Genomic DNA, 26,881 nt, shown 5'->3' with positions numbered 1-26,881 from the left:
TTTTCTTCAGGTATAAGCCTTTCTTCTTCAGTTGCTATACCTATCCTTTTCCAAAATTTTCAGCACAGCGATTAGTCTGTTCCTGCCTCAGGTTCGGGGAAGGTATAGGCTGGCTGTTCTGAATCCTTTTTATCTCTGTATGGTATCATGGTTAATTTTTCAGTACTTATATCCTTACTTTCCATATTGGGCCTGATAACAGGTCTTGTATACCCACGGCTCGGCCTTTTTTGGTATGTCGGCAAGAAATCCAGAATCAATGCGGTCGTCATATACGGTACTTCGCTCGTATTGTCATTTCTAGTGTTTGCCGTATCGACTAGCATAGCGGTAGCGTAAAACCGCAATTTTACTTATACTTTGAAGCGTAAAACAAATTCAATATGACACACCTTCCCCATTTAGTAATGGACTTGGGGCTGATACTTGGCGCTGCCGGTATCACTACATTGCTATTCAAAAAGCTGAAACAGCCGCTTGTGCTGGGCTATATTATTGCAGGCTTGCTCGTTGGGCCACACGTCAATCTGTTTCCGACTGTTGTCGAGACGGAGAATATCAACGTTTGGGCCGAAATAGGAGTGATTTTCCTGTTGTTCAGCCTTGGGCTGGAATTCAGTTTCAAGAAGCTGGTAAAGGTCGGGGGAGCCTCTTCCATTATGGCTGGTGTAGAGGTGGTAGTCATGCTCCTGCTAGGCTATCTCTCCGGTAAGATGCTCGGCTGGAGTACAATGGATAGTATTTTCCTTGGCGGTATACTTTCCATTTCGTCCACCACCATCATCATTCGGGCCTTCGACGAGTTGGGTGTGAAATCACAGCGCTTCGCGGGGTTAGTGTTTGGGGTGCTGATCGTGGAAGACCTTGTGGCCATTCTCTTGATGGTTTTGCTCTCGACCTTAGCCGTGAGTCAACAATTTGCCGGCACCGAAATGCTGCAGGCCGTGCTAAAACTCGCCTTTTTTCTGGTGGTGTGGTTCTTGGCAGGCATCTTTCTTATACCTACGCTTCTCCGGAAAGCAAGCAAACTGATGAACGACGAGACCTTGCTCATCGTCTCGATCGCACTTTGTTTCCTGATGGTGATTCTGGCTGCGCAGGTGGGCTTTTCACCAGCGCTGGGCGCATTCATCATGGGTTCTATCCTTGCCGAAACCACCAAGGCCGAAAAGATCGAGCACTTGGTGATGTCCGTGAAAGACCTTTTCGGAGCCATCTTCTTCGTGTCGGTAGGTATGCTTATTAACCCCGCCATGATTTTGGAGTATGCGGGACCCATCGCAATCATTACGGTGGTAACGCTTGTCGGCAAAATGGTCAGTATAACGGGCGGCGGACTCATAGCGGGACAGGGGCTCAAGACGTCGATCCAGTCAGGTATGAGCGTGTCGCAGATTGGGGAGTTCTCGTTCATCATCGCCACGCTGGGCCTCACGCTAAACGTGACCAGCGACTTCCTATACCCAGTGGCCGTGGCGGTGTCGGCGATTACCACTTTTACCACGCCTTACATGATCAAAATGTCGGAGCCGCTCTACAAGAGCGTGGAGCGGATGTTGCCGGAAAAGTGGATCGTGTCGCTGAACGAGTATAGCTCGGGTGCCCAGACCATCAGCACGGCCAGCGACTGGAAAATCTTGCTACGGTCTTATGTCATCAACCTGGTGGTCTACTCGGTCATCCTGATTGCGATTGTCTTATCGGCGGGCAATTTCCTATACCCATTCATCACCGAGAATTTCATCAACGGGGTATGGGGCGGGATCGCAACGGTGGCGATTACATTGGTGTTTATGGCACCTTTCCTGTGGGCCATGGCTGTGTACCATCCACAAAAAGAGGCGCAGGGCCGCATCTGGGCCAACCGCAACTACCGCAGCCTAATTATTGTGCTGGAGTTTACCAGGGTAGGTATAGCCATTCTATTTATTGGCTTTTTGCTTAATCAGGTGCTCTCGGTGCAGGTGGCCATTGTGGGCAGCTTGTTTATTATCGGCATGCTGGTACTTTTCTCGCAGCGTATCCAGAACTTCTACACCCGAATCGAGGACCGATTCATGTCGAACCTGAACGCCCGTGAGATAGAAGCGGCCAGCAAAATGACGCATACCTTGGTGCCATGGGACGCACACCTGACCAGCTTTGAAGTGTCGCCAAATGCCGTGGTAGTAGGCAAAAGTATGATTGAGCTGGAGATTCGCGAAAGGTATGGTGTGAACGTGGCCGTAATTGAGCGGGATGGCCGCACTATTATGGCCCCCACCCGAAACGAACGCATATTCCCCGGCGATAAAATCTACGTATTCGGCACGGATGATCAGGTAGACGCCTTTCGAGATTTTATAAAAGAAGAACTCATACCTGCCCAAAATGGCGAAGCGACCCGAGAGGAAGTCAGTCTTCAGAAACTGGTGGTGTCGGAGGCGTCCATGTTGCTTGGAAAGACCGTGCGTGAATCGGGGGTGCGCGAGAAAACGAAAGGCCTGATTGTAGGTATAGAAAAGAAGGGCGAGCGTATGCTCAACCCCGACTCGGAGTTGGTGATAGAAGAAAATGATATCCTGTGGATTGTAGGCAGTCCGTGGCGTGTAAGACAACTGGAAGCTGCCCGTCAGGAAGCTTGAGAAAGAGCGTTCTTTTTACGATTTTAGCATAAGAAATAAGCGATATGCGCAAGATAGAATACTGGATAGAAGAGAACCTCAACCTGTCGGCTGCCATACAGGAGAACATCGTAAAGTCGCTGGTGACCTTGCTGGTGCTTTGGATCATCAGCCGGGTGTTGTTGCGGCTGGCTTCGCGGCAACAGACCGACTCCCGCAAACTGTACCAGTGGAAGAAGACGACCAACTACATCGTAACGGGGCTCGGCATCATCTTTCTGGCCAACATCTGGTTCGACGGCTTCAGGTCCATCACCACGTTTCTGGGTATCTTCTCGGTCGGTTTGGTCGTGGTGCTTCGTGACCCGATCTTGAACATGATGGGCTGGGTTTTCCTCATCTGGAAGCGCCCCTTTAAAGTAGGTGATCGCATTAAAATTGGCCTCTATACCGGCGACGTGATCGACATCGCGTTCTTCCAGTTCACGATAAACGAACTAGGCGAATGGGTGGACTCTGAACAGGCCACGGGCCGCGTGGTGCATATCCCCAACAGTCAGGTATTCACGCAAGGGCTGGTTAACTATAACTACGGGTTTCCTTTCCTGTGGCACGAGGTGCAGGTACGGGTTACCTTCGAGAGCAACTGGCAGAAAGCAAAAGCCATCCTGCAGGAGATTGGAGATCGCCATACAGAGAAATTAACGGGCGAGTTAGAGCAGCGCGTGCGGATAGAGGCCCAGCAACACCTGATTTTCTACCGCAGTTTCGAGCCGCGTGTGTTCACCAAGGTACAGGAAAACGGCATACAGCTTACGGTGCGCTACCTCTGCAACCTCAACGGCCGTCGCGAAAGCGAGAACAAGATCTGGGAAGACGTGCTCACCGAGTTCTTGGCCACATCAGACATTCGCTTCGCCTACCCAACCACCCGGTTTTACAATGCCAATGAGGGACAGGAGAGCGAAACCGAACTGCAGCGAATTGTGTCGTTGAGGAAAGGGTTGGAGTAATAATAGGGGAAGTATACTGTACAATCAAAAAGCTAGTAGCACAGTAATTATTGGCTTAAAATCTCATGGCTGTACTTTCCCAAAGTGCTCTCGTATGTTACAACAACCTTATCTGTCTGTGGTATAAGCGTCAGCTTTGCGATAGTTTGTTTTTTTGATTTTCTGTATTGAATCTTTGAGGGGCTTATGGTTTCATTAAAATTACCAAAGCGCCTTTCTTCAGTCTTGAAATACTGTGGCCTGATTAAAAACTGTCCCAGCCCTTTTTCTTTGCTAGCAATAATGATTTTGTCACCTACAATCACAACATCATCAAAGGTGTGATACCCTTTTTCCATTTGATTGACAGAGATGGCAAAGCTTCTGGTCATATCGCGCTTATCATAAATAGCGATATGATTTGAACGGCCAATATCACCACTGAATGTGCCTGAAATCAGGCCAATATATTTATCCGTAATTCTACCTTGATGGATACTTTCGTAAGTTCCGTTCGGTTTCAGCTGAACTGAATGTGCATATTCGGCTTTGGAAGAGTTCCTAAGTTGATAATATAAAATATACTTAGGCATGATGAGGTTGTCGATAGCCAAAAGCATACTGCCATCCAGCACGATGTCGTCTATGGCTTTGCCCGGATATAGCACTTCCGTAGGAATGTGCAGGGAGTGCCATTCTTTTTTATCCAAATTGAACTGAACAAGAAGTTCGCTGCCAAATTGCCCGCCTATGAAAAGATTCTCTTGTGTTAGGAATAGCGATTTCGATTCTATTTTAAACGGGATTATAGTATCGACAAGTATTTCATTTTTAAAGTTATGAATGACAACTCTATTCTTTGAAGTATCTACTATTGCTATTTGAGAAAGTCCATCAGTAGCATAGATGGCTTTCTTATTTATGCGAAAACTTGCCTGTTTGGTAATCTTATTGTCAGTGAAAGAATTGATAGAAATACTGTTATTGCTATCCAGTAAAATGAAATAATCGGCTTTGTTCAGGCCTTTCTGACCGTAAGAGAGGTGTGCATTAAGCAAGGAGAACGCTAAGAGAAAGTATAAGGGATTTCTCATTTTACATCCGTTCACACTCCCTTTTGAGCGCTTCGTTCATCAACTGAAAGCCTTCTTTAGTTTTGTTGAGCGCACCGCCCATAAGTGAAACCAAGATGCCGCTGAATTTTTCGCCGTGAATAAACTTGGTGGTATTTTCCCCCATGTCAATCAATTGAAAGTAGTGTTCCCCGTCAAAAATGCCACTTATACCCAGCTTGCCTTTCCAGCGGAATTCTTTGTTCACATCGTAAGTCAGCACAACAGGCTTAAACGTCATACCGCCTCCGTTTGGTGGCTGAATAAACACTTTCAGTTGCTTTCCAACCGATTTCTCACCCTCAATGGATTTGATAAACGGATTCCATGTAGGATGCTTCTCAAAGTCGGTGAGCACAGCCCATACCTTTTCTGGCTGCGCGTTAATTAAAATCTCTGTTTCGATGTGCTGCATGGGGTTGGGGTTGAGATAGTTCGCTAAAGAATAGAAGCGGCAATTTAGAAATATTCAGAATAATCTATATTTATTTATGCATAAGGCGGCGATTCCCCAGCATAGCTTATCCCCAGTGCTATACCTCTCTATCGCGTCAACTCTCACCCCCAAACTCTCTAACTCCTAACCTCCTTCACTTTCTCCACTTCTTCCCTAAACTCCTTCATTCTCCTGAAATAATCTTTTGCCGCAGCCTTTACCTTAGGCGATAACAATAGCGCCGACACCATGGTAGGTATAGCCATCATGGCGTACATGCCGTCGATAAGGGCGATAACGGCGGTAATAGTGGCGGTGGCACCGAACACGATGGTCGTTACATAGAAGTAGTTGTAGTAGTGCTTGTACTTCGCGCCGAAGAGGTAGCTGAAGCACTTGGTGCCGTAGTAAGAGTAGGAAAACAGCGAAGTAAACGCAAAAATCATTACACACACCACCAGCACATAGCTGCCGAACCCCGGCATAGCATTGTTAAAGGCAGTGGCCGTCATGGTTACGCCGCTGGCGTCGGATGTTTGCCACGTGTTAGTCAGGATGATGGCCAAGCCCGTGAGCGTACACACTACTATCGTGTCAATAAAAGGACCAAGCATGGCTACCAGCCCTTCACGAATGGGCTCGTCGGTTTTAGCGGCACCATGCATCATGGCGGCCGTACCTATACCTGCCTCATTCGAGAAAGCCGCTCTTCTTGCGCCCGCTATGATGATCGCACCCACAGCGCCGCCCAGCACGGTTTGTGCCGAGAAAGCATCTCTGAAGATCAAGGCAAAGGCGTCAGGTATAGCGGTGTAGTTGACGAACATGATGTAGAATACGGCTAGCATATAGAGCACCACCATGCCCGGCACCATTTTGCCCGCCACATGACCAATGCGCTGTATACCTCCAAAAATCACCAGCGAGGTGATGAACACGAGCACAAGCCCGATGGTGAGGTTGGTATAAAACAGATCGGTAGTTGTGAAGCCATTGGGCTCAAGTACAACTTCGCGAATCACCTGCGTGAGTTGGTTGGCTTGGAATATCGGTAGTGTACCGAACAAACCCGCAACAGCGAAGAAAGCTGCCAGTGGCTTCCATTTCTTGCCGAGGCCTGTCTCGATCACGTACATCGGTCCGCCCTCTAGGTGGCCTACGCTATCGTGGCCGCGGTACATCACCGACAGCGTGCAGGTAAAGAACTTAGTGGCCATGCCCACAAAGGCGCTCACCCACATCCAGAACAGTACACCCGGTCCGCCAATGGCAATGGCCACCGCCACCCCGCTGATGTTACCCATACCTACGGTAGCCGCCAGTGCAGCCGATAGCGCCTCGAAGTGATTGATATCGCCCGGATCATCGGGGTCGTCGTATTTGCCGCGCAGCACGTTGATGGCGTGGCGCAGGTAACGGAAGGGCAGGAAGCCCGAGTAGAACATAAAGTAAAAGCCACCGCCCATCAGTAATATCAACAAGGGCATACCCCATGCGGCGTCGCTAAACCAGACTAAAGATTCTTCTAATACTTTCAATAGAAATAAGATTGCTTAAGTAGAAAGCTACAAAGATAAGCCTAGAATGGCAACCAATCATGCTATACGATCGCCGTATTTTTTCGTAGCTTACAGGTATAGGTGCCGTCGTTGGCACAGGTATACCGCTAAAACCCCGGCCGATGAAAGCACGGTTTATCGTACTGATCGATTTTTCTTCCTACTCCAAGTTCGAGCTGCAGCTGGCCAAGCACTGGGCCGACAGCATGGCCGCTGATGTGTTGCTTTTGCACGAGCCTGTGATCATGGCGCCCGCCCTTACCGATGGTAGCACCCGCGACGAGATAAGCAAGTATGAAACCGATAAAGCACTGAACAGACTTAAGGGATTTGCCATACAGCATCTGCCCGACACCCGCCACATTAGCTATCACGTAGCCGACGAAAGCGTGATTTTTACGTTGCAGCGACTGTTGAGCGAATACTACTACAACGTAGTGTTTGTGGGGCTGAAAGGCACGGGCTTCCTGAAAAGAATATTTATAGGCAGTATGGCCATTCGGGTGATGGACGAGACAAACAACGTGGTGGTGGCTGTACCCAAGCACTTTTTCAACATGTCGCCCGATACGCTATATGTGAGTGTTTATTATAAGTACAAGCTCAACACGGAAGAGTTTGACAAGGTGCTCCACCTGTTTGGTGACAAGATCAAGCACATCCGTTTCTTGTCTGTGGTTTCGAAAAAAGACAGTATGAAACAAACCACCGCTTACTTAGAGGAGTTGCGGAAACAGTACCATGGCGAGCGAGAAGTTTACATCGAGATATTTAAGGGGGAAGACGCTTTCTATACCTTGAAGCAATACATGGATGCTCATACCGACGGTATGCTAGTCGTGAAGAAAGGCTCCCGCTCTTTCACCAACCAAGTCTTTCGCCGGTTTCTGATAAACGAGCTGGTGTACGATGCCTCTGTTCCGTTGATTGTGCTGCCAATGTAGGGAAGATTCATGCTGGCTTGCTGCAGTCACCACAAGGGCATGCCCCAAACTGCGTTGCCAAAGGCGATCTGAAACTGTTCTAAGTTATCTGATTTCTCAAGGTTTATTATAAAGCTCGTTATCTGAAGACGCAACAAAGGGCCATACTCAACTGTATGCCTATTGTTTTAACGCCTCAATAGATAGGGAGGCTATTCAATTATTGTTGAAAAGCCTGATCCGGCTTGGGAGTATATAAATGCAGGATGGATAAATATGTTATAGCTATATCAGTGGTAGGCGTGGCGGCTCTTTCCATGGCTTGGATTCCGCGCCTTACCGAGCGGACGTTTATTTCCTATCCCATTCTATTCCTGTTGGTGGGCATGTTTGTGTACTGGGTGCCGTTCGAACTGCCCTCCCCTAATCCTATAAGAGGGGAGAAGTATGCCGTACACCTCACGGAGCTTAGCGTGATCATCTCGCTGATGGGCACTGGGCTTAAAATCAGGCGTAAATTTGGCCTCAAGCTTTGGCGCATACCGCTTAGGTTGGTGAGTATCACCATGTTATTATGTATTGGGGCTTTGGCTTTTCTGGGTTGGAGTGTGTTGGGTTTTTCCATCGCAGCGGCTGTGCTGTTGGGTGCCGTGCTGGCACCTACCGATCCCGTGCTGGCGGAACAGGTGCAGGTAGGCCCACCGGATGATGAGGAAGAAGACGTAGTCCGGTTTTCCCTAACGTCAGAGGCCGGCTTGAACGACGGGTCTGCCTTTCCATTTACTTGGCTGGCTGTTGTGCTGGCGGTTTCAGCGGGCAGCAACCCGGATTGGTTTGCAGAGTGGGTGATGCGGGACCTGATTTACCGCATTGTGGTGGGAGTGGCAATGGGCTATGCCATAGGCTGGGCGCTGGCCTTCCTTATATTCAAGTTACCTAAAATCTCCAAATTTCCGAAGGCAAACGAAGGCTTCTTGGCGCTCTCTGCCACGCTAGTCTCTTATGGATTCACCGAGTTTGTGCACGGCTATGGCTTTATCGCCGTATTCGTAACGGCTCTTACTATGAGCAGTTACGAGGAGGAAGACGAGTACCACACCGAGATGCACGACTTCATCAACCAGATAGAGCGCATCGTTATGGTGATCCTGCTCATTTTGTTTGGCGGTAGTATCGTTTCGGGGCTGCTGGACCACCTCACTTGGCAGGGTGCGTTAATAGGCCTAGCGTTCTTGTTTGTCATCAGGCCGCTGACGACATTGCCCAGTCTCATCGGCACCCGATCTACTGTAAGAGAAAAAGTTGCCATCTCCTTTTTTGGTATTCGGGGCATAGGCTCCTTCTATTACCTGTCGTTTGCCCTGAATGAGTATGACTTTAAGGAAGCGAATGAACTTTGGTCTGTAGTAGGTTTTGTTGTGATGGTTTCGATCATGCTGCACGGCGTTACTGCCTCCCGGGCAATGCGGAAGCTAGACGTGGAGCGAAAGAAAGAAGGAATAGAACCTTTGGCGCCCGACGAAGTACCAGATGAAATAACCTAAGGAGGGTTCCGACGCCAAGAGCAATTGTCAGGAGCTTCTGTCAGAGTGCCGCTATACCTGCCATTTCATAACGATGGTATAGTAAGCGACAATGATGCTGGCTCCCTAAACTAAATCGAACTATGGATCTATCGGAACTGATCAACAACCAATTTTACGAGTTTGCCCTTATCATCTTTCTGGCTACTGTGGCCGGGGCCATTGGACGTGTGCTGCGGCAGCCGCTTATCGTATCGTTTATCGCGGTAGGTATACTTGTGGGGCCGTCGGTGCTCAACATCCTCAACTCCGAGCACGAGATAGATCTGCTCGCCGAGATGGGCATTGCCATACTGCTCTTCGTGGTGGGTCTTAAACTGGACATCAACCTGATCAAGTCGACGGGCAAAGTAGCTATGATGACGGGGCTCGGGCAGGTGATTTTCACTTCCGTCTTTGGCTTTGGCATTGCCATGGCGCTGGGATTCGAATGGCTGGAGTCGGTGTATGTGGCCGTGGCGCTCACGTTTTCGAGTACCATCATCATCGTCAAACTGCTCTCCGACAAAAAAGAGATCGACATGCTGCACGGGCAGATTGCGCTAGGCTTCCTGATTGTGCAGGACATTGTGGTGGTGATCGTGATGATCGTGCTCTCGGCGCTGGGTTCTGACTCGGAACGCTCGGTGGGGATGGACCTAGTCTTCGTCTTCGGCAAAGGCATCGCCATGTTTGCAGTGGTGGCCGTGCTCATGAAGTACGTAATCCCAAAGCTCACCAAGCAACTCGCCGACTCGCAGGAGCTGTTGGTGCTCTTCTCCATTGGCTGGGCCATCTTGCTGGCCGCGCTAGGCGATTTTCTGGGCTTCAGCAAGGAGGTAGGCGCTTTCTTAGCAGGTATATCGCTGGCCTCTACGCAGTACCGCGAAGTCATCAGCGGCCGCCTGACTAGCGTGCGCGACTTCCTCTTGCTGTTCTTTTTCCTCAATTTGGGTTCGCAACTGAACCTAGGGCTGATGGGCGAACAGATCATGCCGTCGGTTATTTTCTCGGTGTTTGTGCTCATTGGCAACCCGATCATCGTGCTCATCATCATGGGCATTATGGGCTACCACAAGCGCACCTCCTTTAAGGCGGGCCTTACCGTGGCCCAGATCAGTGAGTTCTCGCTTATCCTCATCAACATGGGTATGGACGTAGGGCACATTGACCAAGAAACCTTGGGGCTGGTAACGCTGGTCGGACTCATCACCATCACGCTCTCTACCTACATGATTATGTTCTCAGATCAACTCTTTGACTGGCTCTCGCCGATGCTAGACGTATTTGAAAAGAAGAAACCCTCACAGCCAAAAGAGCTGGAAGATGATACCGAAAAACTGGATGTGCTCATTTTCGGGCTGGGTCGCTACGGGAAGCGCATTGCTACCGCCCTACAGGAGCGCGACCTCACCTACATTGGCGCCGACATAGACCCCGCTTTGGTGAACAACTGGACTGAAAAAGATCTGAATGCCGTGTACTGCGATGCCGAGGACCCCGATTTGGGTGAAGTACTACCTGTGAAGAAAGTGTCTAACGTAATCAGTACCATATCGGATGTGAAAGTAAACATCGCCCTGATGAAGTTGCTCCGGCACGAGAATTTTGAGGGCCGCATCGCCGTAACCGCCAAGAACGATGACACGGTGAAAATCCTGAAAGAAGAGGGCGCGGAGTACATACTGGAGCCTTACAAAGACTCTGCGAAAAAGGTAGCCGAGATGTTTAGCCATAAAGTGGAGAAAGACGAGAAAGAGGAAGTTCGGCAAGAAAACGATAGCGACAGGGAGGAGACTAGAAAAGAAAATGATACGAAATAGCGATAGCTTCACCCAGCTCGACATGCCCGAGGCGGAGGTATACTATGCGCCACATTTTTTCACAAAAGAAGAAAGTGACCTATACCTACAGCGGCTGATCGAGGAGGTGACTTGGCAACAGGAAGAGATCAAAATGTTTGGCAAGCAACTACCCTTGCCAAGGCTCACAGCTTGGTACGGCGACAAAAGCTATACCTATTCGGGGCTCTACAACGCCCCCCAGCCGTGGCTGCCTGTGCTGTTAGAACTGAAGGAACAGATAGAGGCCGCCTCAGGCGACAGGTATAACAGTGTGCTGCTCAACTACTACCGCCACGGGCAAGACAGCATGGGCTGGCATTCCGACGACGAAAAAACACTCGGTGCAGGTATAGCCTCTGTCAGCTTTGGCGGGGAACGGGGCTTTGCTTTTCGGCACCGCAGGCGTAAGGACTTGCCCACCGTGAAGCTCACCCTGCAGCATGGTAGTCTCCTACTCATGCAGGGCACCACACAACAGCATTGGCAGCACCAGCTCCCCAAAACCAGCCGTGATATTGCACCCCGCATCAACCTGACTTTCCGTACTATTGTAGGCTAAGCTATATTGCCGCCGAGTATTGCCTTTCCCGATTGGAAAACGTTTCTTTACAGAACAAGAAGCCTTGCCTGAAAAACTATGACCGAGAGAAAGAACATCACCATCATGGGCGCCGGACTGGTTGGATCGCTGCTGTCGCTATACCTAGCCAAGCGCGGCCACAAAGTGGACATCTACGAGCGCAGGCCGGATATGCGCAAGACCCTGCTCGATGGTGGCCGTTCGATCAATCTCGCCTTGAGCGACCGCGGTTTTAAGGCGCTGCGCGGTATAGGTATAGAAGAGGCCGTGCGCAAAGTGGCCATACCGATGCACGGCCGCATGATGCACGACGAGCAAGGCAATCTCACGTTTCAGCCTTATGGCAAAGAGGGGCAGTCCATCTACTCAGTTTCCCGTGCGGGTTTAAATGCCGCCCTGATGGACCTGTCGGAGCCAAACCCCGATATCAACTACCACTTCAATCGCCAACTGCTCGACTTGGATCTGCGCGAAAGCAAAGCCACGCTGCGCAACCACGCAACTGGCAAGACGGAAGAGTTGCACACCGAGCTGCTTTTCGGCGCCGACGGCGCTTTCTCGATGGTGCGCAACGCCATGCAGAAAACCGAACGCTACAATTATTCCCAAAGCTACCTCGAGTACGGCTATAAAGAACTTACTATACCTGCCACGGCAGATGGCGGTTGGGCACTGGAAAAGAACGCCCTGCACATCTGGCCGCGCGGCAAGTACATGATGATCGCCCTGCCCAACATCGACGGCAGCTTTACCTGTACCCTGTTCTTCCCTTACGAAGGCGAGCTTTCCTTTGAGAGCATCAAAACGGACGACGATCTGCTCAACTTCTTTATGCAGACATTCCCGGACGCTGTGCCGTTAATGCCCGACTTAGCCGAAGACTATTTCTCCAACCCAATCGGTTCGCTGGTGACGGTGAAGTGCTTTCCGTGGTCTTATGAGGACAAAGCCTTGCTGATAGGCGATGCCTGCCATGCGGTGGTGCCATTCTACGGACAGGGGATGAATGCGGGCTTCGAAGACATCACGGTGCTAGACCAGATGCTGGATACGTTTGACGGTGACTGGGAGCAACTGTTCAAAAAGTTCGAGTGCAGCCGCAAACCCAACGCCGATGCTATTGCCGACTTGGCCGTGATGAACTTCATTGAGATGCGCGACAAAGTTGCCGACCCGCGCTTCCTGCTCCGTAAAAAGATCGAAGGAAAGATCAACCAGCAATACCCCGACAAGTGGATCCCGCTTTACTCCATGGTGACCTTCACTGACCTCCCTTATTCTTACGCCTTGGAGACAGGCCGTGAGCAGGAAAAGATCATGAAAAAGGTGATGAAGCACATCAAAACCGTGGAGGACTACAACAAGCCCGAGGTGCAGAAGCTGCTTGAGAAACAGCTGGTGAAAAAAGAGAAGCTAAAGGGGTATCAGGCACAGCAGGTGTAGTTTCTGCTTTAGGTATGGTTATTGTACCCTGTGCCGTGAAAAGCGATTGACCTACAACTATTTTCCTGAAAAGAGGTATAGTTTATTGTCAATCGGATTATCCCACTCTTTTAATCATTTCATCAATTTTAACCCCGATTTTTATGAACCTTATCCATAAACTGAAAGCTACTACCGTGGCAGGGCTTGTTATAGGTATGGTGGCTTTTGGCGGAAATGCTGAGGCTCAGCAAGCCACACCGCAAAAAGCACCACAGCAGCAAACCCAAGCTATTTCTGACGCTGACATTAAGCTGTTTGTAGATGCCAGCACCCGACTGATGGACCTGCAGCAGCAAAGTGAGCAGGCCATGATGACTATTTTGGAAGAAGAGAAACTGAGCGTTGACAAGTTTAACGAGTTGGCGCAGGCACACCAGCAGCAGAAACTGGCCGAAGCCGAAGGCACAGCCGAGGAAAAAGCCGCTTTTAACAAGTCCATACAGCGTATGATGGAAATGCAGCCTGAAATTGAGAAGAATATGCAGACTGCTATCCAGAAAGACGGTATGACGATGGAGCGCTATGAGCAGATCATGATGGCTTACCAGCAGGACCCTGCCGTCCAGGCCAAAATACAGAAAATGATGGGGCTGTAAATAGCAGTCTCCGAGCATACAAAAAGGGCTTCGCTATTTTTAGCGAAGCCCTTTTTGTATATCCTAGTTTTGGGTAAACTCCATGATCTTAAACGTTTTACTGCGTCTGTCAAAGTAACCGTAGTGCAGCTTGTTGGTGCCGTAGCGGTAGAGGGTTTTAAACTCTGGCGTTTGCTTTAGCTCTTCCTCATACGCCTCAATCTTATCCTGCACGGTGGCGGCTGTGCTGTCAGTTTTGGCCAAAGCTACTTTATCTAAAGTCTCACTATCCAACACAGCTCTGAAGTACGTGCTAGTGCCCGGCCCCACCTGTTCCCCTGTTCTGGTAAAGAACGGATCGTAATAGTAGCGGTTATACGGGAACATGTTGTAGCTGTACGGCAGCGTATAGGCTGGCACCCAGCGACCCGGCATTAGGTATAGCCCGCGCGAAGTCTGTACCAACCGGTCTGGTGTGCGCACTAGGCGCCCCGGGTCACCACCATGTGGATTGCGTCGGCTTGGCGGCTGGTAGGAACCGATAGTCAGTTGCAGCGTGCTGTCATTGAAGGCATCTACCGTAATGGCCGGTCTGCCGGTAGACAGGTTGCGCATTACCTTAGAGGTTTTCTCAATCACACTGTTGCCAGACGAGAAAAGTGCACCGGCACCTCGCTGATGCACAGGCGTCGCCTTAATGTCGATCTCCTGCTCAGCGGTGTAGTTATACTCCTTAATAGGAGCTAGCGTGTTGAAGTCATAAGCCGTCAGATTAAACTGCTCCTTGTCGAGCAGTACCCGAAACAAGGTGTTACCATGTAAGAAGGAGTTAAAGTTTGACTTTAACTTGTAGGGAAGCGCCGGCAGGGTGCGGTATTCCGTCTGTCCGGTCGGCCAGTCCAGCGTCAGGATCTCAGTCGTGGTTTCCTTGCCCTGCCCGCGCAGGTAAAAGCCATCGAATACCATGTAGATCTTGTCGCCTCGGGTATAGATCTTGCTGCGATGCTGCCCGGCAAACACGGTTCGCTCCAAGTCAGGGTGCACGAAGATCAGTTCATCCTGTCGCTCATGCCGGGTGCGGGTACGCGGCATGTCGGCCGTCGGGAAGGTCTTCTTCTCGTAATAAGACTCGTCGAGCTCGCGGTACAGAATCAGGTTCTCTTTCTTATCAGAATAAAGCATGTAGAAGTGGTCCGCATCGGCAAAGGCCCCCATAAAGGTTTCGTTTCTCTCTTTGCGTAGCGGCACATCAGGCATGCTCCGGAAAGCACCGCTATACCTGTTCACGGCAAAGGGACGCACAAACTCTTTGTTGCCGTTTACATAGCGGCTATAAAACACAAACTCCGTGTCGGTGACCCGGGTGCCCAGCACCTGCGGCTGTTGGTTGTTTCGGTAGGGGATTTCCTGTGTGGCCACGGTCTGCCCTGTGGCATCAACAAGGCTGAAGTGCAGGCTGCCGCCTTGGAAAAAATAGAGGCAAACATTGCCATCGCCATCCGCTACCGACACCAAGTCTTCGGCGCGGCGCAAAGGCAAGTCCAGATTTGCGAACTCCTGTTGGGCACGCACCTCAGAGGCCGTAAAACCGAGCAGGAGCAGGGCTAGAATTATATATCGCATAAGATGAAATGTATAAGGGATTTATCTTATGAAAGATAGCAAATTTCTAGCCAAAAAAAGAGCCCGACTAAGGAATAGCCGGGCTCTCTGTTTTATAGGTATAGCCTCTGTTAAAACTCTGCGTTTTTCGGCGTGCGCGGGAACGGAATTACGTCGCGGATGTTGCCCATACCTGTCACGAACTGCACCATGCGCTCAAAGCCCAGACCGAAGCCGGCGTGCGGACAGCCACCGAAACGACGGGTGTCGAGGTACCACCACAGGTCTTCCTCTTCAATACCCACGCCCTTCATGCGCTCCACCAGAATCTCCATACGCTCCTCACGCTGCGAACCACCCACGATCTCGCCAATGCCCGGTGCCAGAATGTCCATGGCGGCCACGGTCTTGCCGTCGTCGTTGAGGCGCATGTAGAAGGCCTTAATATCTTTCGGGTAGTCGGTCACGATCACCGGCTTTTTGAAGTGCTTCTCCACCAAGTAACGCTCGTGCTCGCTCTGCAGGTCGATGCCCCACGATACCTCGTACTGGAATTTCTTCTTCTTGTAGGCAGGTGAGTTCATCAGAATGTCAACCGCCTCGGTATAGGTTACACGCTCAAAGTTGTTGTTTACCACAAACTCCAGCTTCTCGAGCAAAGTCATTTCTTGGCGCTCGTTCTGTGGTTTGGCTTTGTCCTCCTCCACTAGGCGCTGGCCTAGGAACTCAATGTCCTCGCGGTTGTGCTCCAGTGCGTAGCGAATGATATACTTGATAAACTCCTCCGCTAGGTCGGCGTTCATTTTCAGGTCATGGAAAGCCATCTCCGGCTCGATCATCCAGAACTCGGCCAAGTGACGGGCCGTGTTCGAGTTCTCAGCACGGAATGTCGGGCCGAAGGTATAGATGTCGCTGAAGGCCATGGCCGCCAGCTCGCCTTCCAACTGACCAGATACGGTCAGGTTGGTTGCTTTACCGAAGAAGTCCTCTTCGTAGTTGATCTTGCCGTCTTGGGTACGTGGCAGGTTTTCGAGGTCGAAGTTGGTTACATGGAACATTTCGCCAGCTCCCTCAGCATCAGAAGCCGTGATGATCGGCGTATGCATGTACACGAAGCCTTTCTCGTTGAAGAACTTGTGCACGGCAAAAGCCAACGTGTTGCGCACGCGAAACACCGCCCCAAAGGTGTTGGTGCGGAAGCGCAGGTGGGCGATCTCACGCAAAAACTCCAGTGAGTGGGCTTTCTTCTGCAAAGGGTAGGTTTCCGGATCGGCTTTGCCAAGCACTTCGATGGTGTTAGCCACAATCTCAAAAGCCTGTCCTTTGCCCTGCGAAGCCACGAGCTGTCCGGTAATGGCAACGGCAGCGCCGGTGGTCACGTCTTTCAGGGACTCTTCACCAAACTTCTCTGCGTCGGCCACTACTTGCAGGTTCTGTATCGTGGAGCCGTCGTTTACGGCGATGAAGTTCACAAACTTGTTGCCGCGCTTGGTGCGTACCCAGCCCTTCAATAATACCTCTTTGCCTTCTTCGGCACCAGTTAGTAGTTCTTTTACTTTCGTGCGTTGCATGTTATTTCTAGTAGCGTATATGTCTGATCGATTTATGCGTTACGATATAAATTACTGACCTCGTGAAAGGCAGAAACAGGTACCGTACCGCGAATGGATCGGATGGCTTAACCGGCTCGGACAAAGGGCTGTAGCAAGTCTACAGACTATATCTGGCATGGCAAGAGGACCCGATTTCCAATAATCCCTCAAAGTAACGATATTTTAACCTTTTTTGTAAATGCGAGTAAAATTATCCTAAATTTGGAGGTGCACCAAAAGGCGCCAGAATACATTTTCACCCACTATGCAGCGACTCGATTTAAGACAACTCTTATCCCAGAAGTTATCGCCGCAGCAGATACAATTTATCAAGCTGCTGCAGATACCTACTGTTGAGCTAGAAGCACGCATAAAAGAGGAAATGGAGATAAACCCCGCCCTCGAAGAAGGCCGCGAGGAAGCCGACACAGAATATAGCGACACCGACAGCGGAGACGACTACGACAGCGACGACGATTACGGAAAAGACGATGTCGACATCAACGACTACCTGAACGACGACGAGATAAGCGGCTACAAGATGCAGGGCGATCGCGGCGGCAGTGACGACGATGACCGTGAGATGCCCATTGCCATGACCTCTTCGCTCACCGACAACCTCATGGACCAGTTGGGCTTCTTGGAGCTCGATGACAAGCAGTTCAGCGTCGGCATGCAGCTGATCGGCAGCATCGATAGCGACGGCTACATCCGCCGCGAACTAAGCTCTATTGCCAACGACCTTGCTTTTTCGCAGAACATTATGACGACGGAGGAGGAGATTGAGCAGGTGCTGCACATGATCCAGACCTTCGACCCGGCAGGTATAGCGGCCCGCGACCTGCCTGAGTGCTTGTTGCTGCAACTCGAGCGCCGCGAGCAGGACGAAATCACGCATTTGGCCGAGCGCATCATCAAGGAGTCATTTGAGGAATTCACGAAGAAACATTACCAAAAAATACAGTCGAAGTTTGGCGTATCGGAAGAAGAGCTGAAAAAGGCCATTGACGTCATCATCAAACTCAACCCAAAACCGGGCGGAAGCGGAGCCGGCATGACGCGCGTGCAGTACATCATACCTGACTTCATCCTGACCAATGAGAACGGACAGTTGCAGCTCTCGCTCAACTCCCGCAACGCCCCGGATCTGCGCATCAGCCGCTCCTACGCCGACATGTTCGACGCTTATGACAAGTCAGACAAGAAGGACAAGAAGCTGAAGGAGACGGTAACTTTCGTGAAACAGAAGCTTGACGCGGCCAAGTGGTTCATTGACGCCATACGCCAGCGCCAGAACACGCTGTTACGCACCATGGAGGCTATCATCAAATACCAGCACGAGTTCTTTTTGGAAGGCGACGAAAGCAAGTTGCGTCCGATGATTTTGAAGGACATTGCCGAAGAGATCGGGATGGACATCAGTACCGTGAGCCGCGTGGCCAACAGCAAAGCTGTCCAAACCGAGTTCGGCATTTATCCGCTCAAGTACTTTTTCTCCGAAGGCATTGCCACCGACTCCGGTGAGGACGCCAGCAGCCGGGAAGTGAAGCATATTCTCAAAGAGATCATTGACAAGGAGAGCAAGCGCAAGCCACTCTCTGACGAGAAGATCGAGAAACTCCTCAACGAAAAAGGCTACAACATTGCCCGCCGCACTGTGGCTAAATACCGCGAGCAACTCAACATACCTGTGGCCCGTCTGCGGAAGGAGCTTTAAATGATTAGATGGCTGAATTGTTAAATGGTTGAATTGCTGATTGATAATTGATTGATGTTCGATGTGAGCAGGTAATTGGTACACGATTCGGACAGGTCGCGACCTGTCCCTAAAAGTGAAGCCTTCCAAACTTTCTAACTCCTCAACTTCCAAACTCTTAAACTGCCAAACTCTACTTGAACCGCTCCCTCGCCCGTTTTTTATCAGTTGCGTTTCACCCACTGCTGATGCCAACCTATCTGTTCGTCATCATTCTTTATTTTCTGCCAGTTGCCTCCCTCTCATTTCCGATGCAGAGCCGATGGATCATCTTGAGCATGATCTTTTTCACGACGTTTATGGTGCCCGGGCTGGGGGCGTACGCTATGTTCCGGACTGGTTTTATCGACTCCTATGAGATCGACCGGAGGGAGCAGCGCAGCAAACCACTTTTATTTACCGCCGTTTGCTATGCGGTCACCACTTACCTGTTCTATACCGAACCGGTGTTCGACCAGCTGTTCTATTTCGTGATGGGCGTGATCACGGCTTCCGTTTTTCTGGCTTGGTTCGTGTCCTTTTTCTGGAAGATCAGTGCACATGGTATCGGGCTGGGAGGGGCGCTGGGTGTGCTTTTGCTGATAAATAAGTTAATGCCCGATGCAGGGCTGCTTTCACCCATAGTGTTGGTGATTCTGGTATCGGGGGCGGTGCTCTCGGCGAGACTGGCGCTGCATGCCCATACCCCGGCGCAGGCCTATACCGGTTTTGCGACTGGTCTGATCTTGGTCCTGATGGCTGGTTTTATCGCCCTGTAGCCGTTTTTGCTCTTCAAGTCGATTATCTATACCTTTGGTTATCTCTACTAAACAAACGACAACATGAACTACGAGTGTTTGCTATACGACGTGCAGGATGGTATTGCGACCATCACCTTGAACCGCCCCGATGTTTTCAACGCCTTTAACGACAAGCAGAGCTACGAACTGCAGGACGCTCTGAAGCAGGTGACCCGCGACGACAGTGTGCGTGTGGTTGTCCTGACGGGTGCCGGCAGAGCCTTCTGTTCCGGACAGGATCTCAAAGCCATTGCCAGCGCCGATAAGCGTGACTTGTCGGAGTCGCTCGAAAAAAGGTATAACCCGATCATCCGGGCCATGCGCAACCTCCCAAAGCCGATCATCTGTAAGTTAAACGGTGTGGCAGCTGGTGCCGGCTGTTCGCTTGCCTTGGCCTGCGACATGGTGGTAGCCTCCACCGCCGCCAGCATGATTGAGGTATTCGTGAACGTGGGACTGGTACTTGACTCAGGTTCTTCTTTCTTTTTGCCACGTGTGGTGGGCTCGCTCAAAGCGTTTGAGCTGAGCACGCTGGGCTCCAAAGTGAGCGCTGAGGAAGCTTTGCAACTAGGTATGGTAAACAAGGTTGTAGCACCGGAAGAACTGGACGCAGCCGTAGCCGAACTTGCCGCCCGCTATGCTATGGCCCCAACCAAAGCCATTGGGATGATGAAGAAAATGCTCAATAAGTCCTTCAGCTCCACACTCGACGAGATGCTTGACTATGAGGCCTATTGCCAGAAAATAGCAGGCAACTCTGCCGATTACAAAGAAGGCGTGACTGCCTTTAACGAGAAGCGCAAGCCAAACTTTACAGGTGCTTAGTCGCTATACCTATTAAGCACTTCAGAGAAGCCGGGACTTGTACCCGGCTTTTTTTATACCCTGTGTTTTGGAAAGTTTACACCATACTTGTGCCCCTTTGCACAGATTTTCGGTTAAGGCAGTCTTATGAAGACAGGTATGAGTATAATTATAATATAACATCTAGGATTTGTTTGTATAAGATCATGAAAAACCGCGACCTCATACTTTCTATCACACTGCTTGTAGCGATACTGTTCGTGCCGGTGAGTGGCAACGCGCAGGACTGCAACAACTACATGCTCCTCACGGAAAACGCTGAGTACGAAATACTCAACTATAACCAGCGCAATAAACTGACGGGGCGGGTGCTTTACAAAGTAACCGATGTGCGGCGGGATGGCGACAAGTCGGAGGCCACCGTCCACACCCAGATGTATGACAACAAAGGAAAGATGGCCAACGAAGGCAGTTATCAGGTAGGTTGCGAGAATGGTTCCATTTGGATAGATATGCGCTCGCTCATGAACCCGGATATGATGGGGGCCTACCAAAACATGGAGGTGAAAATGCAGGGCGACCACATGGACTACCCAGCCACACTCACGCCCGGCCAAAAGCTAAAAGATGGCAGCTTCACCATCGATGTAGTGGATAAAAGCAGCGGTCAGAACATGAGCACGATCACCATGCAGGTGACAGGCCGCACCGTGGGCGACAGAGAGCGCATGGAAGTTCCGGCGGGCACCTTCGAAGGCTTTAAAATAAACCAAGACATGGAAGTGCAGACCCGCGCCATGGGTATGAAAATGCCCGGCACCCGCATGCAGACAGTGGAATGGTTTGTGCCCGGCACCGGTTGGATAAAGTCTGAAACCTACCGAAACGGCAAACTGATGTCCTACAGCGTGCTCAACAAGATCAACAAGTAACTAGAAAGAGTAGCCGATCGAGAAGTTCAACTGAGGGGAAGGGCCAACCGAGAAAACGGCCCCCTCGTCGGCGTGCACCACGTGGCCGATGATGTTCTGTTCGATCAGGTCGCCGCCATTTCTGGCAATGGCAAACTTCACACGACCGCCAAGTCCGCCGGAGAGCTCGGTAGTAAAGTGCTGGCCTAACTGAAACTGGTAGCCCAAGTGGTAACTCAGGTCCAGTGCGTTTTGGTATAGCCGGCCTACAAACCGATAATCCGGGTCGCTAGGCGGCAGATCAGGCAGGTCGAACACATTGCGCTCAAAAACAATAAAGCGGTAGCTGAACATAGGGCCGTGGAAAAAGCCGAACGGTGCCCTTTTCTTTTTAGAGGTATAGTAGCGCTGGCTCATGCGAATGCCAATGCCCATCACATCCTTTATGTTCGTTGACCAGCCATCCCCCTTCATGTGCAGCTTATAAAAATAACTCAGGCCAAACTCATTGCTGATATTGGGTGCGCGCACTTTCTCATACGACACAAAGATTTCGCCGTAATGTAGCGGGTGTATTTTGAGTACTCTGTCATGGTCGCGGTCAATGTTGATCATCTCCGCGCGGTCTTCCTTTTCCTGCTCTTCTATCTGCGCGATAGCCTCACTAGGCACAGCAATGCAAAATAGTAGTGCTATGAGTAAAAACGGAGCGTTTTGTGGCTTCATAAGGTATAGCGGAGGTAAGGGTTTGGGATATTTCAGTTTTATAGCGTTTTATGTATGAGATAGTTGTGAATATATGGCTACTATACAAAATGCAGGCAAAAATCGTGATCGCTCCTGCAGAAAACAGCCTCCGTTAGATCGCCTCCTTTATATTAAAAGCACAGAATATAACTCCATTAGCGTAAGGGCGTATACCAATCTGTTCAAACTATTTTAATATTTATAAAGAAACCAATACTATGAAAAAAATTACAACAACAGGATTATTGGCGTGTGCCCTTATGTTTGGCATGATGGCCTGTGGTGGTTCTGGTACCGACAGTGTAGAAGAAGCACAGGAGCAAACAGAAGAGCGCTTCGAGGACACTGCCATGGAGGAGCCTAGAGTAGAGGCCTCTGAGTTTATGACAAAAGCAGCCAGCAGCAGCATGATGGAAGTAGAGGCAGGCAAACTGGCGCAGGAGCGTGCTACCAATCCGCAGGTGAAAGAGTTTGCCAGCATGATGGTGAAGGACCACACAGCCGCGAACGATGAGCTGCGTACAATGGCTACCAGCAAAAACATTACACTGCCTGACAGCATGAGCAGTGATCACATGGACCACATGCGTGAACTGCGTGAAAAGCAGGGAGCTGAGTTTGACAGAGATTACATGGATAAAATAGTAAGCGCGCATGACAATGACATCAGCATGTTCGAAGATGTGGCTGAAGACGAAAACTATGAGGACGCAGATGTGAAGGCCTTTGCCAGCAAGACGCTTCCTAAGTTGCGCGAACACCACCAGCGTGCACAGCAGATTAAAGACGGCCTGCAGCAATAAGCATTTCGCTTTGATCACGCTGATTTTTCTTAAAAAATACTAACTTAGAGCATCTGCAGCCACTATGGTTGCAGATGTTCCTATTTTAACCTATCTGTATGACTCGGAAATTTACAGTGTATATAGCCAGCCTTATACTGTTGCTGGGCAGCGCCTCTTGTGGCGGAGACGATAGCATAGAGCAGGCCGCTTCCCAAAGTGTGGAGCAGTTCGAGGCCATGGGCATGCAAGGTATGAAAAATGATGCCCTCTTTGTGGCTGAGGCAACCAGTGCCAATATGCTTCACGCGCAACTGGGACAACTGGCTTTAGAGCGAGCTGTGAGCCCAGAGGTAAAGGAGATGGCTCAAGATATGAGCAACGGCCACAATCGGGTGATGGAAGACCTACAACACATTGCCATAGAGCGTGAGTTCGTGGTTCCTACTCAGTTAGGCAACTCGCATCAGAAGGTATACGACGAGGTGAGCGGTGAAACAGGTATAGGCTTTGACTTGGCTTATATTAAGCGTACCCGCGAAGAGCATAACCAATTGTTGAAACGCTACGAAGATATGGCTGAGAATGCCAAAGTGATGGAAGTAAAACAGTTCGCCTCCAAACAACTCCCGCTCCTGCGACAGCATCTGCAACAAGCCGAAGAGTTGGAAGACAGGCTGGGAAGCATATAAAAAGAAAGACCGCTGCCAAATATTGGAAGCGGTCTCTTTATGTGTGCCAAGCTATACCTATTAAACCTGCCCGTTCTCACGGTAATGGCTCGTTTTTAGCTCCTCCTTCAGGAAGCGGGCGGTATAGCCTTTGCCTTTCTTCACGATATCTTCCGGTGTACCGGCAGCCACAATGCTACCGCCGCCCTCGCCGCCTTCCGGCCCGATATCGATGATCCAGTCAGCTATCTTGATCAGGTCCAAGTTGTGCTCGATGATGAGCACCGAGTTTCCTTTGTCAGTCAACTTGTGCAGCACCTCGCTCAGGTGCTCGATATCTTGGAAGTGCAGACCGGTCGTTGGCTCATCCAGAATGTAAAGCGTCTTGCCGGTGTCTTTCTTCGAAAGCTCCGTGGCCAGTTTCACGCGCTGTGCCTCACCACCCGATAGGGTAGTGGCCTGCTGGCCAAGGGTGATGTAGCCCAAGCCCACCTCGTTCAGCGTCTGAATCTTGCGGAGAATACGCGGCTGACTCTCGAAAAAGTCGACGGCCTGCTCCACGGTCATATCCAGTACGTCGGTAATGCTCTTGCCTTTAAAGCGTACCTCCAGCGTTTCGCGGTTGTAGCGCTTGCCCTTGCAGACCTCGCAAGGCACGTACACATCTGGCAGGAAATTCATCTCAATGGTACGCATACCCGCACCTTCGCAAGCCTCGCAGCGTCCACCCTTCACGTTGAAAGAGAAACGGCCCGGAGAATAACCCCTGATCTTAGCCTCCGGCAACTGCGCAAACAAGGTGCGGATGTCCGTGAACACACCGGTATAGGTGGCTGGGTTAGAGCGTGGCGTTCGGCCAATCGGGGACTGATCCACCTCGATCACCTTGTCGATATGTTCCAGTCCTTCAATTTTTTTGTAAGGCAGCGGATCACGTTTGGCCCGGAAGAAATGCGTGTTCAGGATCGGGTAGAGCGTGTCGTGTATGAGCGAGGACTTGCCACTGCCCGATACGCCGGTTACGCACACCATTTTGCCAAGCGGCAGCTCCAGTGTCACGTTTTTCAGGTTGTGGCCGGTGGCACCCTTTAGTTTCAGGATTTCGCCAGTCCCTGGGCGTTTCACACGCGGCACCGGTATACCTCTGCGGTTGCTTAGGAAGTCGGCGGTGGTGGTGCCAGCTTTCATCATGTCTTCCGGCGTGCCGGCGGTTACCACCTGTCCACCGTGTATACCTGCGCCCGGACCAATGTCAACCACATAGTCAGCCTGCATAATCATGTCCTTGTCGTGCTCCACTACAATAATGGAATTGCCCAAGTCACGGAGGTCCTGCAGGGCTTTGATCAGGCGCTCGTTGTCACGCTGGTGCAGACCAATGCTCGGTTCATCCATGATGTAGAGCACGCCCACCAACTGCGTACCGATCTGCGTAGCCAAGCGTATACGCTGGCTCTCACCACCCGACAGGGTTTTCACGGGGCGGTGCAGACTCAGGTAGTCCAAGCCCACATCCAGCAGGAAGCCGATGCGCTTACGAATCTCTTTCAGGAGTTCACGCGCGATCACATTCTGGCGTTCGTTCATGCGGTCTTCCACACCCTCAAACCAAGCGGCCAGTTTGTTGATGTCGAGCACCGAGAGCTCACCTATGTTGGTATTGGCAATCTTGAAGTGCAGGGACTCTTTCTTCAGTCTATACCCGCTACACTCCGGGCAAGTAGTTGTCTGAGCAAAGTCCTCTACCCAAGAGCGGATGTTGTCAGAGTCCGATTCCATCTGCCCTTTTAGGAAGTTGACGATACCTTCAAACTCCACCACATAGTTACCCTTCTTGGTGTTCACTTCAAGGTCTTCTTCCAGACCATAGAGCAATACCTTGAGCACATCTTCCGGCAGGTCTTTAATCGGCGTCGAAACCGATACCCTAAAGTGCTTGAAGAGCGCCTCGATCTGCTTGAAAATCCAGATATCACGGTACTCGCCGAGTGGGGCTATACCGCCGCGGCGAATGCTCAGACTTTTGTCAGGTATAACCGATTCTTCTGTGATTTCCTGTATCTCACCCAAACCGTTACACACCGGGCAGGCACCGTAAGGCGAGTTAAACGAGAAGGAGTTCGGAGCCGGATCGTCGTATGCTATACCTGTGGCCGGGTCCATGAGGTGGCGGGAAAAGAAATGCGTCTTATCAGCGTCGGTATCCAGTATCAGCACCGTGCCCTTGCCGTGCGTCAGCGCATTCTGGATAGAGCCTGACAAACGGAAGCGGTCTTCCTCCTTCACCACGATCTTGTCGATCACGATCTCAATGTCGTGGATTTTATACCTGTCCACCTGCATCTTCGGCGCGATCTCCATCAGTTCGCCATCCACGCGGGCGCGGATGAAGCCCATCTTGCGGATTTGCTGGAAGAGTTCGCGGTAGTGGCCCTTACGGCCTTTCACGACCGGGGCCAGCACCACAATGCGCTTGCCGTCGAAGTTCTCCAAGATATGGTTTACGATCTGGTCGTCGCTCTGACGCACCATTTTCTCGCCGGTCACATAGCTATACGCCTCGGCAGTACGGGCCCAGAGCAGACGCATGAAGTCATAGATCTCGGTGATGGTGCCCACTGTGGAGCGCGGGTTGCGGCTCGTGGTTTTCTGCTCAATAGAGATTACCGGCGACAGGCCTTCGATCTTGTCCACATCAGGGCGCTCCAGTCCGCCCATAAAGGAGCGGGCGTAGGCCGAGAAGGTCTCCATATAGCGGCGCTGTCCTTCGGCGTAAATGGTGTCGAACGCCAGCGAAGACTTGCCCGAGCCACTGATGCCGGTAAAGACTACCAGCTTGTAGCGGGGCAGCTTGATGGAAATGTTTTTGAGGTTATGTTCGCGGGCACCGTATACTTCGATCTGCTGGGTTTCTCCGTTTTCGGAGAGGGCAGTGGCGGTGCCGGTTGCTGTGTCTTGCGCTTGATTAAAAGCCATTCAGGAATGCTTGATTTTAAATAGCAAAGGTACAAAAATATCAGCGTCTCCGAACCCGAAGATGCCAACCCTTCTTAACAGCAATCAGCGCTAAATGGTTTAGCTTTTAGCGATTATCCTTAGGCCATAATTCAATCCACGTTTCCGTAGCGTGAGATCTGCTTTTCATAAAGCTCTTCGTGATGATGACTGGTCGGAGAGTAGTCCTGCCGGTGGCGTTTGATTAGCCTCTGCTTGTTAAGATAGCGAACAAAGCTGTATATGGCCAATATTACTCCAAGCGGCAGCAGCGTAAGACCGATCAACTCCATGTATACATGCTGTGAAAACTTAATGGCGGCAAAACCACCTGCAATAAGTGCTATGGCCGTGCGTAGGTAGGCCATCAGCGTGCGCTCGTTGGCGAAGATGGTACGTTGTATCGCCATTTCGTCACGTATCTCCGAGTTTTTCTTTTCGAGTTTCCTGAGCTTTTTCCGAAGCTTTTCTATTTCTTCATGTTCCGTCGCCTGCATGGTCTGCTATTTTTGTGAAATATACGAAACTAAGCGTAGGAGTATTCCCCCAATTTGGCTTTCTAGCTGAGGTAT

22 protein-coding genes are annotated in these 26,881 nt (G+C 50.7%); 14 read left to right on the top strand and 8 right to left on the bottom strand.

The annotated features are described in order from the left end of the window. Positions 1 to 383: 383 nt before the first annotated feature. Entirely contained in the window at positions 384 to 2,624 is a 2,241-nt protein-coding gene (locus tag Q1A04_RS11900) for a cation:proton antiporter (RefSeq protein WP_299705883.1), read from the top strand. A 44-nt stretch (positions 2,625 to 2,668) separates the two neighbouring features. Next, positions 2,669 to 3,616: a mechanosensitive ion channel family protein gene (locus Q1A04_RS11895; protein ID WP_299705880.1), complete on the top strand. Its 948-nt coding sequence runs from the start codon at positions 2,669 to 2,671 to the stop codon at positions 3,614 to 3,616. Between the two features lie 47 nt (positions 3,617 to 3,663). On the opposite strand, the gene Q1A04_RS11890 is transcribed toward Q1A04_RS11895, so the two are convergent. The 3 genes from Q1A04_RS11890 to Q1A04_RS11880 all read right to left on the bottom strand — a co-directional run bounded on the left by Q1A04_RS11890 (position 3,664) and on the right by Q1A04_RS11880 (position 6,681). Next, positions 3,664 to 4,689: a hypothetical protein gene (locus Q1A04_RS11890; RefSeq protein WP_299705877.1), complete on the bottom strand. Its 1,026-nt coding sequence runs from the start codon at positions 4,687 to 4,689 to the stop codon at positions 3,664 to 3,666. A gap of 1 nt (position 4,690) precedes the next feature. Beyond that, entirely contained in the window at positions 4,691 to 5,122 is a 432-nt protein-coding gene (locus Q1A04_RS11885; protein ID WP_299705874.1) for an SRPBCC domain-containing protein, read from the bottom strand. A 158-nt stretch (positions 5,123 to 5,280) separates the two neighbouring features. Next, positions 5,281 to 6,681 (bottom strand): sodium:alanine symporter family protein, encoded by a 1,401-nt coding sequence (locus tag Q1A04_RS11880; RefSeq protein ID WP_299705871.1) that lies wholly within the window; start codon positions 6,679 to 6,681, stop codon positions 5,281 to 5,283. Between the two features lie 143 nt (positions 6,682 to 6,824). On the opposite strand from Q1A04_RS11880, the gene Q1A04_RS11875 reads away from it, so the two are divergent. The 6 genes from Q1A04_RS11875 (at position 6,825) to Q1A04_RS11850 (ending at position 13,692) form a co-directional block, all read left to right on the top strand. Then, positions 6,825 to 7,646, top strand: coding sequence for a universal stress protein (locus Q1A04_RS11875; RefSeq protein ID WP_299705869.1), 822 nt, complete (start codon positions 6,825 to 6,827; stop codon positions 7,644 to 7,646). 245 nt (positions 7,647 to 7,891) lie between these two features. Then, entirely contained in the window at positions 7,892 to 9,169 is a 1,278-nt protein-coding gene (locus Q1A04_RS11870; RefSeq protein WP_299705866.1) for a sodium:proton antiporter, read from the top strand. Positions 9,170 to 9,291: 122 nt separating this feature from the next. Then, positions 9,292 to 11,010, top strand: coding sequence for a cation:proton antiporter (locus Q1A04_RS11865; RefSeq protein ID WP_299705863.1), 1,719 nt, complete (start codon positions 9,292 to 9,294; stop codon positions 11,008 to 11,010). Next, positions 10,997 to 11,590, top strand: a complete 594-nt coding sequence (locus Q1A04_RS11860) for an alpha-ketoglutarate-dependent dioxygenase AlkB (protein WP_299705860.1) — start codon at positions 10,997 to 10,999, stop codon at positions 11,588 to 11,590. Before Q1A04_RS11865 ends, Q1A04_RS11860 begins: the two co-directional genes overlap by 14 nt. A 78-nt stretch (positions 11,591 to 11,668) precedes the next feature. Continuing rightward, positions 11,669 to 13,054 carry an NAD(P)/FAD-dependent oxidoreductase gene (locus Q1A04_RS11855; protein WP_299705857.1) on the top strand — a complete coding sequence of 462 codons (1,386 nt, stop codon included), beginning with the start codon at positions 11,669 to 11,671 and terminating at the stop codon, positions 13,052 to 13,054. Between the two features lie 143 nt (positions 13,055 to 13,197). After that, positions 13,198 to 13,692: a DUF4168 domain-containing protein gene (locus tag Q1A04_RS11850; RefSeq protein WP_299705854.1), complete on the top strand. Its 495-nt coding sequence runs from the start codon at positions 13,198 to 13,200 to the stop codon at positions 13,690 to 13,692. 63 nt (positions 13,693 to 13,755) lie between these two features. Here Q1A04_RS11850 and Q1A04_RS11845 read toward each other — a convergent pair whose 3' ends face one another. Together Q1A04_RS11845 and asnS are read right to left on the bottom strand one after the other, a co-directional pair. Then, positions 13,756 to 15,294, bottom strand: a complete 1,539-nt coding sequence (locus Q1A04_RS11845) for a hypothetical protein (protein WP_299705851.1) — start codon at positions 15,292 to 15,294, stop codon at positions 13,756 to 13,758. A 110-nt stretch (positions 15,295 to 15,404) separates the two neighbouring features. After that, positions 15,405 to 16,844: an asparagine--tRNA ligase gene (asnS, locus tag Q1A04_RS11840; RefSeq protein ID WP_299705848.1), complete on the bottom strand. Its 1,440-nt coding sequence runs from the start codon at positions 16,842 to 16,844 to the stop codon at positions 15,405 to 15,407. 286 nt (positions 16,845 to 17,130) lie between these two features. On the opposite strand from asnS, the gene rpoN reads away from it, so the two are divergent. The 4 genes from rpoN (at position 17,131) to Q1A04_RS11820 (ending at position 21,136) form a co-directional block, all read left to right on the top strand. Beyond that, positions 17,131 to 18,582, top strand: coding sequence for an RNA polymerase factor sigma-54 (gene rpoN / locus Q1A04_RS11835; RefSeq protein ID WP_299705845.1), 1,452 nt, complete (start codon positions 17,131 to 17,133; stop codon positions 18,580 to 18,582). A gap of 176 nt (positions 18,583 to 18,758) precedes the next feature. Beyond that, positions 18,759 to 19,379 carry a hypothetical protein gene (locus Q1A04_RS11830; RefSeq protein WP_299705842.1) on the top strand — a complete coding sequence of 207 codons (621 nt, stop codon included), beginning with the start codon at positions 18,759 to 18,761 and terminating at the stop codon, positions 19,377 to 19,379. Between the two features lie 63 nt (positions 19,380 to 19,442). Further along, positions 19,443 to 20,225: an enoyl-CoA hydratase-related protein gene (locus Q1A04_RS11825; protein ID WP_299705839.1), complete on the top strand. Its 783-nt coding sequence runs from the start codon at positions 19,443 to 19,445 to the stop codon at positions 20,223 to 20,225. A gap of 185 nt (positions 20,226 to 20,410) precedes the next feature. Further along, positions 20,411 to 21,136: a hypothetical protein gene (locus Q1A04_RS11820; protein WP_299705836.1), complete on the top strand. Its 726-nt coding sequence runs from the start codon at positions 20,411 to 20,413 to the stop codon at positions 21,134 to 21,136. Here the strand turns inward: Q1A04_RS11820 and Q1A04_RS11815 are convergent, their stop codons facing one another. After that, positions 21,137 to 21,841, bottom strand: coding sequence for an ABC transporter ATP-binding protein (locus tag Q1A04_RS11815; RefSeq protein WP_299705834.1), 705 nt, complete (start codon positions 21,839 to 21,841; stop codon positions 21,137 to 21,139). Positions 21,842 to 22,080: 239 nt separating this feature from the next. On the opposite strand from Q1A04_RS11815, the gene Q1A04_RS11810 reads away from it, so the two are divergent. Then, the gene (locus Q1A04_RS11810) at positions 22,081 to 22,665 is read left to right on the top strand and encodes a DUF4142 domain-containing protein (protein WP_299705831.1); all 585 of its coding nucleotides are present in this window, start codon (positions 22,081 to 22,083) and stop codon (positions 22,663 to 22,665) included. A gap of 98 nt (positions 22,666 to 22,763) precedes the next feature. Then, positions 22,764 to 23,336 (top strand): DUF4142 domain-containing protein, encoded by a 573-nt coding sequence (locus tag Q1A04_RS11805; protein WP_299705828.1) that lies wholly within the window; start codon positions 22,764 to 22,766, stop codon positions 23,334 to 23,336. A 60-nt stretch (positions 23,337 to 23,396) separates the two neighbouring features. Here Q1A04_RS11805 and uvrA read toward each other — a convergent pair whose 3' ends face one another. Next, complete coding sequence (uvrA, locus tag Q1A04_RS11800) at positions 23,397 to 26,291, bottom strand: excinuclease ABC subunit UvrA (RefSeq protein ID WP_299705825.1); 2,895 nt, start codon at positions 26,289 to 26,291, stop codon at positions 23,397 to 23,399. Positions 26,292 to 26,422: 131 nt separating this feature from the next. Then, positions 26,423 to 26,806, bottom strand: a complete 384-nt coding sequence (locus Q1A04_RS11795) for a DUF202 domain-containing protein (protein WP_299705822.1) — start codon at positions 26,804 to 26,806, stop codon at positions 26,423 to 26,425. Between the last annotated feature and the right edge of the window lie 75 nt (positions 26,807 to 26,881).

It is taken from the genome of uncultured Pontibacter sp. (assembly GCF_947499215.1).
GTDB lineage: Bacteria > Bacteroidota > Bacteroidia > Cytophagales > Hymenobacteraceae > Pontibacter.
The sequence above is the reverse complement of the archived record's forward strand: the minus strand, read 5'-3'. Positions and strand labels throughout refer to the sequence as shown.

What these genes read in the sequence shown, in the direction of transcription:
- Q1A04_RS11900 (WP_299705883.1), top strand. Translation starts at nt 384, where the DNA reads ATGACACACCTTCCCCATTTAGTAATGGACTTGGGGCTGATACTTGGC.
- Q1A04_RS11895 (WP_299705880.1), top strand. Translation starts at nt 2,669, where the DNA reads ATGCGCAAGATAGAATACTGGATAGAAGAGAACCTCAACCTGTCGGCT.
- Q1A04_RS11890 (WP_299705877.1), bottom strand. Translation starts at nt 4,689, where the DNA reads ATGAGAAATCCCTTATACTTTCTCTTAGCGTTCTCCTTGCTTAATGCA.
- Q1A04_RS11885 (WP_299705874.1), bottom strand. Translation starts at nt 5,122, where the DNA reads ATGCAGCACATCGAAACAGAGATTTTAATTAACGCGCAGCCAGAAAAG.
- Q1A04_RS11875 (WP_299705869.1), top strand. Translation starts at nt 6,825, where the DNA reads ATGAAAGCACGGTTTATCGTACTGATCGATTTTTCTTCCTACTCCAAG.
- Q1A04_RS11870 (WP_299705866.1), top strand. Translation starts at nt 7,892, where the DNA reads ATGGATAAATATGTTATAGCTATATCAGTGGTAGGCGTGGCGGCTCTT.
- Q1A04_RS11865 (WP_299705863.1), top strand. Translation starts at nt 9,292, where the DNA reads ATGGATCTATCGGAACTGATCAACAACCAATTTTACGAGTTTGCCCTT.
- Q1A04_RS11860 (WP_299705860.1), top strand. Translation starts at nt 10,997, where the DNA reads ATGATACGAAATAGCGATAGCTTCACCCAGCTCGACATGCCCGAGGCG.
- Q1A04_RS11855 (WP_299705857.1), top strand. Translation starts at nt 11,669, where the DNA reads ATGACCGAGAGAAAGAACATCACCATCATGGGCGCCGGACTGGTTGGA.
- Q1A04_RS11850 (WP_299705854.1), top strand. Translation starts at nt 13,198, where the DNA reads ATGAACCTTATCCATAAACTGAAAGCTACTACCGTGGCAGGGCTTGTT.
- Q1A04_RS11845 (WP_299705851.1), bottom strand. Translation starts at nt 15,294, where the DNA reads ATGCGATATATAATTCTAGCCCTGCTCCTGCTCGGTTTTACGGCCTCT.
- asnS (WP_299705848.1), bottom strand. Translation starts at nt 16,844, where the DNA reads ATGCAACGCACGAAAGTAAAAGAACTACTAACTGGTGCCGAAGAAGGC.
- rpoN (WP_299705845.1), top strand. Translation starts at nt 17,131, where the DNA reads ATGCAGCGACTCGATTTAAGACAACTCTTATCCCAGAAGTTATCGCCG.
- Q1A04_RS11825 (WP_299705839.1), top strand. Translation starts at nt 19,443, where the DNA reads ATGAACTACGAGTGTTTGCTATACGACGTGCAGGATGGTATTGCGACC.
- Q1A04_RS11820 (WP_299705836.1), top strand. Translation starts at nt 20,411, where the DNA reads ATGAAAAACCGCGACCTCATACTTTCTATCACACTGCTTGTAGCGATA.
- Q1A04_RS11815 (WP_299705834.1), bottom strand. Translation starts at nt 21,841, where the DNA reads ATGAAGCCACAAAACGCTCCGTTTTTACTCATAGCACTACTATTTTGC.
- Q1A04_RS11810 (WP_299705831.1), top strand. Translation starts at nt 22,081, where the DNA reads ATGAAAAAAATTACAACAACAGGATTATTGGCGTGTGCCCTTATGTTT.
- Q1A04_RS11805 (WP_299705828.1), top strand. Translation starts at nt 22,764, where the DNA reads ATGACTCGGAAATTTACAGTGTATATAGCCAGCCTTATACTGTTGCTG.
- uvrA (WP_299705825.1), bottom strand. Translation starts at nt 26,291, where the DNA reads ATGGCTTTTAATCAAGCGCAAGACACAGCAACCGGCACCGCCACTGCC.
- Q1A04_RS11795 (WP_299705822.1), bottom strand. Translation starts at nt 26,806, where the DNA reads ATGCAGGCGACGGAACATGAAGAAATAGAAAAGCTTCGGAAAAAGCTC.